11 protein-coding genes and 2 pseudogenes are annotated in these 12,392 nt (G+C 61.3%); 6 read left to right on the top strand and 7 right to left on the bottom strand.

Going from position 1 to position 12,392, the window contains the following annotated elements; genetic code table 11:
* Window positions 1–22: 22 nt before the first annotated feature.
* From AC0V2S_RS17625 to AC0V2S_RS17610, 4 genes are all read left to right on the top strand, one after another.
* Window positions 23–1,183 carry an acyl-CoA dehydrogenase family protein gene (locus AC0V2S_RS17625; RefSeq protein WP_475510861.1) on the top strand — a complete coding sequence of 387 codons (1,161 nt, stop codon included), beginning with the start codon at window positions 23–25 and terminating at the stop codon, window positions 1,181–1,183.
* Window positions 1,184–1,195: 12 nt separating this feature from the next.
* The gene (locus AC0V2S_RS17620) at window positions 1,196–3,292 is read left to right on the top strand and encodes an acetate--CoA ligase family protein (RefSeq protein WP_475510860.1); all 2,097 of its coding nucleotides are present in this window, start codon (window positions 1,196–1,198) and stop codon (window positions 3,290–3,292) included.
* A complete protein-coding gene (locus tag AC0V2S_RS17615; RefSeq protein ID WP_475510859.1) occupies window positions 3,289–4,002 on the top strand; it encodes an NAD(P)H-dependent oxidoreductase in 714 nt (237 codons plus the stop codon). The genes AC0V2S_RS17620 and AC0V2S_RS17615 overlap by 4 nt, the downstream gene beginning before the upstream one ends.
* A gap of 115 nt (window positions 4,003–4,117) precedes the next feature.
* Window positions 4,118–5,440, top strand: a complete 1,323-nt coding sequence (locus AC0V2S_RS17610) for an esterase/lipase family protein (protein WP_475510858.1) — start codon at window positions 4,118–4,120, stop codon at window positions 5,438–5,440.
* Here the strand turns inward: AC0V2S_RS17610 and AC0V2S_RS17605 are convergent.
* The 4 genes and pseudogenes from AC0V2S_RS17605 to AC0V2S_RS17590 form a co-directional block, all read right to left on the bottom strand.
* Window positions 5,430–5,936, bottom strand: coding sequence for a GNAT family N-acetyltransferase (locus AC0V2S_RS17605; protein ID WP_475510857.1), 507 nt, complete (start codon window positions 5,934–5,936; stop codon window positions 5,430–5,432). The genes AC0V2S_RS17610 and AC0V2S_RS17605 overlap by 11 nt on opposite strands.
* Before the next feature lie 98 nt (window positions 5,937–6,034).
* On the bottom strand, window positions 6,035–6,559 hold the full coding sequence (locus AC0V2S_RS17600) for a helix-turn-helix transcriptional regulator (protein ID WP_475510856.1): 525 nt from the start codon (window positions 6,557–6,559) through the stop codon (window positions 6,035–6,037).
* 15 nt (window positions 6,560–6,574) lie between these two features.
* Window positions 6,575–6,846: pseudogene (locus AC0V2S_RS17595) on the bottom strand (hypothetical protein).
* A gap of 326 nt (window positions 6,847–7,172) precedes the next feature.
* Entirely contained in the window at window positions 7,173–7,625 is a 453-nt protein-coding gene (locus AC0V2S_RS17590) for a GNAT family N-acetyltransferase (RefSeq protein ID WP_475510855.1), read from the bottom strand.
* A gap of 112 nt (window positions 7,626–7,737) precedes the next feature.
* On the opposite strand from AC0V2S_RS17590, the pseudogene AC0V2S_RS17585 reads away from it, so the two are divergent.
* Both AC0V2S_RS17585 and AC0V2S_RS17580 read left to right on the top strand, forming a co-directional pair.
* Window positions 7,738–8,957, top strand: a pseudogene (locus tag AC0V2S_RS17585) (putative DNA modification/repair radical SAM protein).
* Window positions 8,948–9,796: a TIGR03915 family putative DNA repair protein gene (locus tag AC0V2S_RS17580; protein ID WP_475510854.1), complete on the top strand. Its 849-nt coding sequence runs from the start codon at window positions 8,948–8,950 to the stop codon at window positions 9,794–9,796. The pseudogene AC0V2S_RS17585 and the gene AC0V2S_RS17580 overlap by 10 nt, the downstream one beginning before the upstream one ends.
* Before the next feature lie 2 nt (window positions 9,797–9,798).
* Here the strand turns inward: AC0V2S_RS17580 and AC0V2S_RS17575 are convergent, their stop codons facing one another.
* The 3 genes from AC0V2S_RS17575 to AC0V2S_RS17565 are packed head-to-tail and all read right to left on the bottom strand — an operon-like array spanning window position 9,799 to window position 12,388.
* Window positions 9,799–11,424, bottom strand: a complete 1,626-nt coding sequence (locus AC0V2S_RS17575) for a hypothetical protein (protein WP_475510853.1) — start codon at window positions 11,422–11,424, stop codon at window positions 9,799–9,801.
* Window positions 11,397–12,038 (bottom strand): ATP-binding protein, encoded by a 642-nt coding sequence (locus tag AC0V2S_RS17570; protein ID WP_475510852.1) that lies wholly within the window; start codon window positions 12,036–12,038, stop codon window positions 11,397–11,399. The genes AC0V2S_RS17575 and AC0V2S_RS17570 overlap by 28 nt, the downstream gene beginning before the upstream one ends.
* Entirely contained in the window at window positions 11,936–12,388 is a 453-nt protein-coding gene (locus AC0V2S_RS17565; RefSeq protein WP_475510927.1) for a hypothetical protein, read from the bottom strand. Before AC0V2S_RS17565 ends, AC0V2S_RS17570 begins: the two co-directional genes overlap by 103 nt.
* Window positions 12,389–12,392 lie beyond the last annotated feature (4 nt).

The raw sequence follows: 12,392 nt of genomic DNA, 5'->3' as shown, positions 1-12,392 counted from the left end.
ACGTCGTGAGCCAGGTGCAGCTATGAATTTCCAACTGACGCAAGAACAAGAAATGCTGGTGGAGTCGGTACGCAGCTTTGTCGCCAAAGAACTGCTGCCCCACGAAGAAGCGGTAGACCGCGCGGATGAAGTGTCGCCAGAACTGGCCGCTGAAATTCGCGGCAAAGCCATCGCTGCCGGTTTTTACGCCTTCAACATGCCGGAAGAGGTGGGCGGTGGTGGGCTGGACTATCTGTCCCAGGCACTGATCGAGCGCGAGCTGTCCAAAGTTTCCTGGGCAGTGCATGTGTTTGTCGCGCGGCCCTCGAAAATCCTCATGGCCTGCAAAGGCCAGCAGATTCAGGACTACCTGCTACCGAGCGTGCAAGGCGAAAAAGTCGACTGCTTTGCCCTGACCGAACCGGGCGCCGGCTCCGATGCCAACGCCATCAAAACCCGCGCCGTGCGTGACGGCGACGATTTTATTCTGAACGGCAGCAAGCACTTTATCAGCCACGCCGGGCACGCCGATTTCGCCATCGTATTTGCCGTCACCGACAGCTACGAACACAACGGCCGCAAGCGCAACGCCGTCACCTCGTTTTTGGTCGACCGCGATACACCCGGCATGACCATTCGCCGCGGCCCCAAGTGCGTGAGCAACCGCGGTTACCACACCTTTGAGATGTTCTTTGACGACTGCCGCGTGCCAGCCAGCAAGGTGCTGGGCGAGGTCGACAAAGGCTGGGAAGTGGCCAATGCCTGGCTGACTGCTGGCCGCGTCATGGTCGCTGCCAACTGCGTGGGCCAGGCCCAGCGTGCATTGGATGTGTCGCTGCAATGGGCCGCCGATCGCAAACAATTCGGCCAGCCCATCGGCAGCTACCAGGGCGTGTCGTTCAAGCTCGCCGATATGGCCACGCAAATCCGCGCGGCTGAACTGCTTACCCTGCACACCGCCTGGAAAATGGACCAGGGCAGCATGACTGATGGCGAGGCCGGCATGGCCAAGCTGTTTGCCAGTGAAGTGCTGGGCAAAGTGGCCGACGAAGCCGTGCAGATTTTCGGCGGCATGGGGTTGATGGACGAAGGCCCGGTGGAACGCATCTGGCGTAACGCGCGGATCGAGCGGATCTGGGAAGGCACCTCGGAAATCCAGCGCCACATCATTTCCCGCGAACTGCTGCGGCCGCTGTTGCGTTAAGGGAGCGTCGTAATGAGCCTGCGTAACAACCTCAAACGTTTACTGGCCCCACAGCACTTGGCCTTTGTCGGCGGGCGCAGCATGGCCCGTGCGCTTAAGCGCTGTGCTGATGGCGGTTACCAGGGCCAGATGTGGCTGGTGAACCCGCAACACGCCGAGTTGGATGGCGTGCCGTGTGTGGCCAGCGTCGCGGATCTGCCGTGTGGCCCGGATGCCGTATTTATCGCCACCAACCGCGAACTGACCCTCGACTGCGTGGCACAACTGGCCGTCAAAGGCGCCGGCGGAGCCATTTGCTATGCGTCTGGCTTTGCCGAAACCGGCGAGGAGGGCGCGCGCCTGCAGGAGCAACTGCTACGCGCTGCTGGCGATATGGCGTTGCTGGGCCCTAATTGCTACGGCCTGCTGGACTATCTGCATAGCGCCGCGCTGTGGCCGGTTGCCCATGGCGGCAAGACGGTCGAGAAGGGCGTGGCGGTGCTGACTCAAAGTGGCAACTTCGCCTACAACCTGTCCATGAGCGACCGCTCGCTGCCCATCGCGTATATGGCATCGGTCGGCAATCAGGCGCAGATCGGCGTGGCCGAACTGATGGATGTGCTGCTCGATGAGCCACGGGTAACCGCCATCGGCTTGCACCTTGAAGGCTTGAAAAACGTACCGGGCTTTGCCGCCGCCGCGCACAAGGCGCTGCTCAAAGGCATTCCGATTGTTGCCCTGAAAACTGGTGTGTCGCAGCTCGGTGCGCAGTTGGCGTTGAGCCACACCAGTTCGCTGGCTGGCTCCGATGCGCTGTACGACAGCCTGTTCGAACGCCTGGGCGTGATTCGCGTCAGCGGCCCGGTAAGTTTTGTCGAAACCTTGAAAGCGGCGGCCTGCGGCAACCTGCCGGCGGGTAATCGGCTGATCGCCTTGGCCTGTTCCGGCGGCGATGCGGGGTTGCTTGCCGACTACAGCGAGCGCAACGGCCTGCAATTGCCGTCATTAAATCAGGGGCAGCGCGACGAGCTCGCTCAGGTGCTGCCCAGCTACGCCAATCTGGTCAACCCGCTGGACTTCACCACCGCCATCTGGGGCGACGGTGCAGCCTTGCAACAGATGCTCGATAGCGCCTTGCGTACCGAAGCCGACGCCGCGGTTCTGGTGCTCGACTACCCCAGCGAAGCCACGGGTGAGCGCAAGGAATGTGATCTTCTATTACAGCTCTATAGCGAGGCGTTGGTGCGTCACGGCAAGGTGGGTTTTGTGACCTCGGCGTTTCCTGAATTGCTGCCGACTAGCGCGCGGGAACGCCTGCACGCCGAAGGTATCGCTGCCCTACAAGGCGTTGAAGACGGCTTGGCCGCCTGGGGAAAAATCGCTCACTACCAACAACAGCGAGCAACGTTGTTGGCCCGTGGCGAATCGGCGTTGCTGCCACTGTGCCCGCAAGCGCTGGCAGGCGAGGGCGTGGTGCTGGATGAATGGCAATCCAAACAGGCGTTGCGCGCCTTCGGCCTGACCGTGCCGGCCGGCGAACTGAGTACGCCGGAACGCACTTTGGCCGCCGCCCAGCGCGTGGGTTATCCGCTGGTACTCAAAGCGGTCAGCAACCAACTGCCGCATAAAACCGAGGCCGGTGCAGTGGCGCTTAACCTCGCGACGCCGCAGGCCTTGCAGGTCGCTCTGGAAGAAATGCGCGGGCGTATCGCTGCCTATGCGCCGCACATTCCATTCGATCAGGTGCTGCTCGAACCGATGGCCAAAGCGCCGCTCGCCGAGCTGATCGTGGGTATCAAACGGGAAAACGGCTTTGCCCTGGCGTTGGTCATTGGCGCCGGCGGCATCTTGGTGGAGCTGCTGAAAGACAGCCGCAGCCTGTTGCTACCGACCACCGATGCCGCTATCCGGGCCGCCTTGCTGAGCCTGCGCAGCGTGGGCTTGCTGCAAGGGTTTCGGGGGCGTCCGGCGACGGATATGGACGCGCTGGTGGCGGCCATCCGTGCCGTCGCCGACTACGCCTGCGAAAACGCCGGGCAGCTGTTGGAACTGGACGTAAACCCGCTGCTGGTCGGCGCCGACGCCACCATCGCCGTCGATGCCTTGATTCGCCTGGAGCAACAACCTTGAACGTATTGATCGTGCACGCCCACCCCGAAGCCCATTCCTTTACCGCCGCGCTGGCCAGTCAGGCGCGGCAAAGCCTGGAGGCGCAGGGGCACACGGTGCAGACCAGCGACCTCTACGCCATGCAATGGAATCCTGTCGCCAGCGACGCCGACTTCAAGGGGCGGGAGAACCCGGACTACCTCGTCTACGCCTTGGAGCAGCGAATGGGGGTGAAGAACGGCAGTCTGGCCGCCGATATCCAGCAGGAACTGGACAAGCTTTTGTGGGCAGACCTGCTGATTCTCAACTTCCCGCTGTACTGGTTTTCCGTGCCGGCCATGCTCAAGGGCTGGATCGACCGGGTGCTGGTTAGCGGCGTTTGCTATGGCGGCAAACGCTTCTACGACCAGGGTGGGCTAAGCGGCAAGAAAGCGTTGGTCAGCCTGACCCTCGGTGGCCGCGAACATATGTTCGGCGACGGCGCCATTCACGGGCCGCTGGAAGACATGCTGCGGCCGCTGCTGCGCGGCACGCTGGCTTACGTCGGGTTCGAGGTGCTCGCGCCGTTTGTGGCGTGGCATGTGCCGTATATCAGCGATGAGGCGCGGGGCGAGTTTTTGAGCAGTTACGCCGAGCGTTTGCGGCATCTGGAGGACGAGCAACCGATGGTGTTTCCACGACTGAACCAGTTCGACGACGCCTTGAGACCACTCACTGGCGCGCCCGCCTAGCCCAACTTGCCAATATCAAGGCCGGCACTACGCTGATCTAGCCGCAGACGCGGCTGGGGCATCCCGTCAATGCAGTCAAGGGTGCGAAACGGGTTGCTGTTTCAAGGAGGACGCTATGCCTCGTTCAATCGTGATTGTTCATGGCTGGAGCGACGAAGGTAAGTCATTCACCAAGCTGGCCAAGCAAATAACCACCTGGTTTGGCGCGCCGCCCATTGAGATAAAAATCGCTGACTGGATTTCCCTGCAAGACGACGTGACATATTCCGACCTGGCCGTGGCCATGGAGCGCGCCTGGATTGCCAGCGGTTTGTCCAAGAAAGCGCATAGTGTGGATATCGTCACCCACAGCACCGGCGCCTTGGTGGTGCGTGAGTGGATGACGCGTTATTACACCAGCGACACCACGCCCATTCAGCGCTTTGTGATGCTGGCTCCCGCCAACTTCGGCTCGCCGCTGGCCCATAAAGGCCGTTCGTTTATTGGCCGGGTGCTCAAGGGCTGGAACCGCTTTGTGGGCCAAACCGGCACTCAAATTCTCAAAGGCCTGGAGCTGGGTTCGCCCTACACCATGGAACTGGCCAAGCGCGATCTGTTTGGAACCAGCACCTGGTACGGCAGCGGCAAAGTTCTGGCGACGGTGTTGGTCGGTAACGTGGGGTATGACGGCGTCGAGGCCATCGCCAACGAAGATGGCAGCGACGGCACCGTGCGCATCAGCACCGCCAACCTTAACGCCTCACGCTTGACCCTGGCGCTGGACCAGCATTCTCAGGCCAAGCCCGGTTGGAAGCTGGAACGGGCCAATGGTGTGATCGCATTCGGCATCGTCGACCAGGAAAACCACAGCACCGTGGCGTTAAAGGATAAGGGCCCGAAAAACCCCAACACCCTGACACTTATTCAGGCGGCCTTGAATGTAACCGACGCCGACTTCGTGCCGGCCGGTGGCACGTTCCCCTGGCAAAGCAAGATCGACCAGATCAGCCCGTTTATTGCTGCTCAATCGCCGCGCTATCAGAACCTGGCCACCTATGTGACCGACGACCTGCAAAACGATGTGCGGGACTATTTTTTCCAGCTCTATCGTCAGATCAACTCCGATAGAAAGTTCGAACAAGAGCTGTACGAGAAGGTAATTACCACGGTTCATCCCTACGAAGACAACGGCGCTTACCGCTCCATCTACCTGTCGATTTCCGCGCTTGACCAGGTACTGGAAAAGTATGGGCTGCAGTTTCTGTATCTCAGCCTTTCTGCCCAGCCCTTGTTTCACCCGCCCAAGCAGCCCGTGGGCTACGGCAGCGTGCTTCCCAGTTCAACGGATGGCCTGGCGATTGCGGCGGCGGACATCAAAAACTTCTTTGTCGCCCACACCACGCTGCTGGTGGAGATTGTGCTGGATCGGCAGATTGATGACTCGACCTTCAAACTTTGACTGAAGCTTTAACCGGCTTGGCCATCTCCGAGGTGCCGGCCCAGCCCAGCGCCTCGTACACCGGTTTGCCCACCTGGGTGGCGTGCAGAATCGCAAAGCTGATGCCGCGTTGAGCAAACTCGGCTTCGGCCAACTGCATCAAACTCGAGGCCAAGCCGCGACGGCGATAATCGTGTTCAACAAACACATTCAGCACGTAACCGCGCAAATCCTGGGTGGGATGGGCGGGGTGGGGCGGCCACTCGATGCTCATCAGGCCAATGGCGGCGGCGGGCTGGTCACCGTCCAGCACGAGAAAACCGTAGTAACGGCCATCGGCCAACCGTGGCACCAGCCAAGGGCGAAAATGTTCGGTCATTACCCGCAGTTGCTCAGGGTCGCCGCCGGCTTCCAGAAACATGGCTTCGCGGTGCGTGCAGATGAGTTCGAGGTCGCCTGGGCCTAAGCGCCGCAGCTGTAACGGGCCGAACTCGATGTTGCCTGGAATGTCGTTCATTTCGCGCCCTGGCAGGTGATGTTTGCCGATGCTAGGGCGCTGCTGTCATCTATGGAAGAGTCAGATCACGCCTAAATAGGCCATACAGCCGCCGGCAGTTACCAGGCGAGCATGCCTGGCTCGACGGTGGGCGGGCTGGCCAGGCGTTGCTGCTCTTTAGCCACGTTCACCTGCATGGCCATTCGGGAAATTTCCACCAGGTTCTGCTTAAGCGCATAGGTGCCGCGTGTTTGCATCCAGGCGAGAATTTCTGCCAGGTGCCAGATGGACGCCGAACCTTCGTGAATGGGTGGCGGAAACGTAGCAGCATTGGCCAGCATCAGCTTGCGCATATTCTGACGGGTCATGCCCATCAGTTCGGCGGCATCGGTAAGGCCGACCAGATCCGGGGTTGCTTCGATCAGGGTGGCGGTTGGCAGAGCCTGGCGTACATCGGCCAGGGCGCTTTTAATCGCCTCTTCCGCGCAATTGGCCTCGCGGGTGAACTCCAGCGCGATACGGCCCGGCTGGCCGATACCGATGAGTGCATCATCGCAGCCCGCTTCGCCGAGGCGACCTATTAGCGCGTCCATATCCTGCTCGTCAGGCGGCAGTTGGTATTTGAGGGTAAAGATGTAGTCCATGGTCGTTACTCCGCTTCAGGCCGATTGCCCTTGGCTTTTCTGCCAGTCCAGGTGCGTGCTGCAGTTGTTGACCACGCGCCTTATGGCATTGGCTAAATTCCCCGGGTTTTTCGGGGTGCTCCAGATACTGCTGATACAAAATTCGCCACATCGACAGTCCCGGTCGTTGTAGGGGCAGTACATTTTTCCCCAACAGTGACCGCCGCCTGCCTCCACGCGCCAGCCCTGTGACTCGACGTACTTCAGGGCTTTTTCAACTTCCTTTTTGAGTGTGGGGAACGAGTCATCCGATGAACTCCAGTCTGCAAAGAGATTTGACGGTTGTCAACTGACAACCGTGTTTGCGTGTCGAACGGTGTGTCGACGCTGCGGCTGATTTTGCATCCGGAATTTCGAAGAGCAGAGGGAAGCGGCGTCGTGGGTCGCGCAACGCCACCCGGTGGATAGTCGCTACGTTGCGGTTCTTTTGCGAAGCGAAACCCCGGCTTACGGCGCTTGCACGTCGTAACGGCCGCGCGGTGGGTTGCAGCAGAAAGAGTTTTGAAGGATTGCTCTGACAATCACTTGGGAGAAGCGCGTGCATCGCATCGCGCAACTCCGATGTGAGAGCGCGCTAAAGGCCCGGCAACAGTTTTTCGAAAAACACGCGGTTGAATCCGCTCTCGGTGCGGCGTTCTACTTCCTGGTAACCCAGGCGGGGATAGATGGCCAGGTTGTCGGTCATTTTTTCATGGGTATACAGGCGTACGGCGTGCAGTCCACGTTGCAGGGCGGTGTGTTCACACAACTGAATCAGCGCCTTGCCGACGCCACGGCCAGCGGCCTGCGGTAGCACGGCAACACTCTCCAACAACATGCAGCCGTCTTCAGCGTAAAAAACGATAAAACCTTGCAGCTCACCGTCATCTCCCACGCTGATGTACATATGGCCAGCAACGATCAGCGCGGAAAAATTCTCGTCCATGGGCGCGGGGCGCCTGCCGATGTCCGCCACATAACGCTCGTAGGCATTTTCGGCGCATTGGCGTATGGCCGGCTCGTCAGCGGGTTGGGCGAGTCTGATCACGGTGTGTTCATTGGAATGCCGGACGATATACGGAGCTTGCCAGCCGAGGCTCTCCTAAACTACTGTACGAATAATCAGTAGCTGTATGAATAGTCAGTAGTCAGGTGCCCTTATGCAACTTATCGCCAAGCTGGGCATTCTCGCCGATGCCGCCAAATACGACGCCTCGTGCGCCAGTAGCGGCGCGCCCAAGCGCAGTTCCAAGGGCCAGGACGGGATGGGCGCCACCAATGGCATGGGCATCTGCCACAGCTACACGCCAGACGGCCGCTGCGTTTCATTGCTCAAGGTGTTGCTGACCAACTTTTGCCTGTACGACTGCCAGTACTGCGTAAACCGACGCTCAAGCAATGTACCCAGAGCGCGATTTACGCCAGAGGAAGTGGTGCGCCTGACGCTCGACTTTTACCGGCGCAACTGCATCAGCGGCTTGTTTTGAGCTCCGGCATCATTCGCTCGGCCGACTACACCATGGAGCAACTGATTCGCGTGGCGCGGTTGCTGCGCGAAGAACACGAATTTCGTGGCTACATTCACCTCAAGACCATTCCCGATGCCGATCCGTTACTGATCGAAGAAGCCGGCCGCCTGGCCGATCGCCTGAGCGTGAATATCGAGCTGCCCACCGACGAGAGCCTGCAACTGCTGGCCCCGGAAAAGAAGGCGAGCACCATCCGCCTCGCCATGGGCACGATTCATCAAGGCCAATTGGCGGTAGCCGGGGAGCGCAATGCACCGCGCTTTACGCCAGCCGGGCAGAGCACCCAATTGATTGTCGGCGCCGACAGCACGGACGATCACACCATCCTTGCCAACGCCCAGTCGCTTTATAAGGGTTACGCCCTCAAGCGCGTGTACTACTCGGCGTTCAGTCCCATCCCCGACAGCCCCAGCAGCGTGCCACTCGCCGCGCCGCCGTTATTGCGTGAGCACCGGTTGTATCAAGCCGACTTTCTCATGCGTGGTTACGGCTATTCGGCCGGTGAATTGCTGCGCGAGGCCGGCAACCTTGCCTTGGACATCGACCCCAAGCTCGCCTGGGCATTGGCCAATCGCGAGGTGTTTCCGCTAGACGTAAACCGGGCCGAGCCTGCGCTGCTGGCGCGCATTCCGGGCATCGGTTTGCGCAGCGTGCAACGTCTGGTGGCGCTGCGCCGCGAGCGGCGAATTCGCTACGACGACCTGATCAACCTGCGCTGCGTGCTCGATAAAGCCCGGCCTTTTATCGTGACCAGCGACTATCGCCCGCCGGAAGCCGAAGTACGCAGCGGCCTGCTACGTGCCCGTTTGCGCGAACCTCAGGCACCGCAACAAATGGGGTTGTGGGCATGATCGCACTCGACTGCGAGAACGACTTCACCACCTGGCGCGAACAAGCACGCACGCTGCTCAGCCACAACATCGACCCCGCCGACGTGGTGTGGGCCCAAGGCCTGATGCACGACCTGCTCGCCTTACCGACCCCGCTGCCGACTGGCCGTGGCACCTTCCGGGCCCGCATCCCCGCCGCCTTGCTGGCGCAGCTCGAACAAGCGGGCCGCTACCGTGGCGACCAGCGATGGAGCCTGCTGTACGAAGTGCTCTGGCGAGTCGCCCATGGTGACCGTACCGCGATGCTGGCCGGTGATCGCCTGGGCAGTGAACTGCAACGGCGGATCAAACAGGTCAGCCGCGAAGCCCATCACCTGCACGCCTTTGTGCGTTTTATTCCGCTGCCTCCCGCCGTGGCCGAACCGTTGCAATTGGACCTGGTGGCGTTTCACGAGCCTGCTCACGACATCCTGCACAGCGCCAGCGAACATTTTGCCGAGCGCCTGGGCCGCCAGCGTTGGCTGATCGCCACGCCGGAAGACGGCATCCGCTATGACGGCCAGACGTTTGACTACCGCAAGCAATGCCCCGAGCAATGGCAACAATGGGCGCAACAGGCCGACGACCCGGACGGCGAACTGTGGCCGACGTATTACCGTCACACGTTCAATCCGGCCCGCGTAAACCCCGACGCCTTGACCCAACATATGCCCGGCCGTTTCTGGCGCAACTTGCCAGAGGGGCCTTTGATTCCGCAGTTGGTCGGGCAAGCGCGCCAAGGTAAACAGCGCGATGGGCAGGCGTTGGAAGTGGGTCGGCAAGGTGGCAAACGTATTACCACCGCCGCCGAGCGGCATTGAGCTTACGCCAGCGCTTTGAGCACCTGCCGGGCCGCCTCGAAGTCGGCGGTATCAAACCCTTCTGAAAAAGAAGCCAACACCTCGCTTAACGCCTGGCGCGCTTCGCTGTGCTCCCCGCGAGCACCCCATAGCCGGGCAAGACTGGTGGTAATGCGCAGCTCCCAGGCTTTCATCTGGTGTTGTCGGGCGATGCTCAGCGCCCGCTGCAAAAGTGGTTCGGCGCCGCTATCGCCATTGGTTACGAGCAGCTCTGCCTGGCAACGCAACAGCTCGGGTAGCGCCGATTGGTCATCCGCTTGCTCGGCATGGGCGATGGCAGGTTCGATCAGATGTAGCGCCTCAGTCGGACGCCCCCGTTGTGCCAGTACCGTACATAGCGCCGACGTATATGGCGCCAGATACGACGCATAACGCACGCGCCCAAGGCGTTCCAGAGCCGGGCTGATGATGCGGTCGTACGCACTCAAATCGCCTTGCCAGAGTTGATACAGGCCGCTCCAGAATTCCCCACCCCAGAACTGTCCGGCACCAATCGAATGAGCGCCCAATTGATGCCAGTTACGCGCTTCGAGCAAACGCTGGCTTGGCGGCGCCAGGGCGCACACGCCACCGGTGAGCAAGGCAATCGGGCAGGTGCTCATGGTCAGTACGTGCCAGCGGCTGGCCAGGTGGCCGGTGGCTAACGCCTGATGCTCCGCCTCCTGCAAGGCCTTGCTGGCCTGATGGGCGAAACCTTGCAGCCACAAGGTGTAGGCCAAGGCGCACAGGGCCACGGCTTTCTGGTCGTAGGCGTAACGCAGCAAATGCCGCTGGCGAAGGTCCTCGGGGTAGTGGCGCAACACCGCTTCCAATCCACTGCGCGCGCCCTGCAGATCGCCCAGGCAAAGTTGGGAGAGGGCGACCATACGCCTGGCCACCCATTCATCACCGGTACCGCGCTGCTGTAGCGCATGGGCCAGAAACGTTTTGGCGATCTCCAGATTCTGCCGGTAGGGACCGTTCAGGTAGCCATGCGCCCACAGCCCCCAGATGGCAAGCGCTTGATGGTCGTGGTCGCCCAGGCGTAGGGCGATATCCAGGGTCTGCAGAAACGTTTCGCGGGTATCGCTGGCGGCACCGGTATACAACAAGGCCTTGCCGCGCACTGCCTGCAACTTCATCACCTTGCGCTCGAACAGCCCCTGGCTGGGCACCCGCGCCAGGGCGCGATCGACGCTGACCAGGCACTCGGCAATTTGCGACCGGTGCAACCAGAAGCCCAAAGCGGCGAGGGTCAGGTCGATACCGAGCACGGTGTCCTGTTGTTCATCCAGGGTCCAGCGCAAGGCTTCGCGCAGGTCTTCTTGCAAGGCTTCGCACAACGCGCTGCGCGGCGAGGCACCCAGTTCCCAGAGTGGCGCTGCAGACGAAAACACTTCCAGCAGGTACAGCGCATGCAGCCGGCGCGAGCGGATGAGCTCGCCATCGTCGCGGAGTTTCTCGTTGGCGTAGCGGCGGGTGACTTCCAGCAGTCGGTATTTCACGCTGCTGGGGTCGTGCTGCAGGGCGAGCAATGATTTCGACACCAGGCTGGCAATGCTTTTCACCACGGCCTCGGCGTTCAACTCGGCACAAATTCCGACCGCCAATGCACCTTCCAGCCCAAAAGCGCCAACGAATACCCAAGGCGGTTCAGCAGAGTGCGGTCGTTGTCGCCCAGCAAGTTGAAGCTCCAATCCAGCGTGGCGCGAAGCGTTTGTTGGCGAGGCAGGGCAGAGCGGTTACCGCCAGCGAGCAACTCCAACTGATTTTCCAAACGCTCGACCACCACTCGCAAACCCAGGCTGGTGACGCGCGCGGCAGCCAGCTCAATCGCGAGGGGAATGCCATCCAGCCGGCGGCAGATTCGCGCTTTGAGTTCCAGCGCATTGGGCACCGCGTGTTGCTCGGACTGCCCATGCTCCAGGCGCGCCTCGAACAACTGCACCGCACTGGCCTCACGCATGGCGTGCGGGCTCGCATCGGCCGCCGGCACCTCCAACGAAGCCACACGAAACAGATATTCGCCCTCGATGCGCAACGCCTCGCGGCTGGTGGCGACGATATGCAGGCCGCGGTTGTACACCAGCAAGGTTTCCACAGCGTTGGCCGCTGCCTCGATCAGGTGCTCACAGTTATCCAGCACCAACAGAATTCGGCTGCCCACCAGGCTTGCGGCAATCTGTTCCAGGCTGGCACTGCCGCTGGCGGGGGCCAGGCCCAAGGCGGCGGCAAGGGTGGCACCATAAACTCGGCGGTGGAGAGCGGCGCCAGGTCCGCCAGGCACACGCGGTCGGCAAAGCTGCTGCCCAGGTTACGGGCGCACTCCAGCGCCAAGCGTGTTTTACCAATGCCGCCGGGGCCGATCAGCGTCACCAGGCGCTGCTGGCTGACACTCAGTTCAAGATCAAGCAGGGCATCTTCGCGGCCTATCAGGCGGGACAAGCTGGCGGGAATAAACAGGTTGGCACCCGGCGTTGGCGCTTCGTTCTGGCTAACAAACTGATAGCCTCGACCCGACACTGTGCGGATCGAACCCCGTGCCAGGCCCAGCGCCTTGCGCAGCAGCGACACCTGC

The sequence above is a fragment of the Pseudomonas sp. CC11G genome, assembly GCF_056174845.1.
Note: the sequence above shows the minus strand (reverse complement) of the source record. Positions and strands in the feature narration are given on the sequence as shown.

What these genes read in the sequence shown, in the direction of transcription:
- AC0V2S_RS17625 (WP_475510861.1), top strand. Translation starts at nt 23, where the DNA reads ATGAATTTCCAACTGACGCAAGAACAAGAAATGCTGGTGGAGTCGGTA.
- AC0V2S_RS17620 (WP_475510860.1), top strand. Translation starts at nt 1,196, where the DNA reads ATGAGCCTGCGTAACAACCTCAAACGTTTACTGGCCCCACAGCACTTG.
- AC0V2S_RS17610 (WP_475510858.1), top strand. Translation starts at nt 4,118, where the DNA reads ATGCCTCGTTCAATCGTGATTGTTCATGGCTGGAGCGACGAAGGTAAG.
- AC0V2S_RS17605 (WP_475510857.1), bottom strand. Translation starts at nt 5,936, where the DNA reads ATGAACGACATTCCAGGCAACATCGAGTTCGGCCCGTTACAGCTGCGG.
- AC0V2S_RS17600 (WP_475510856.1), bottom strand. Translation starts at nt 6,559, where the DNA reads ATGGACTACATCTTTACCCTCAAATACCAACTGCCGCCTGACGAGCAG.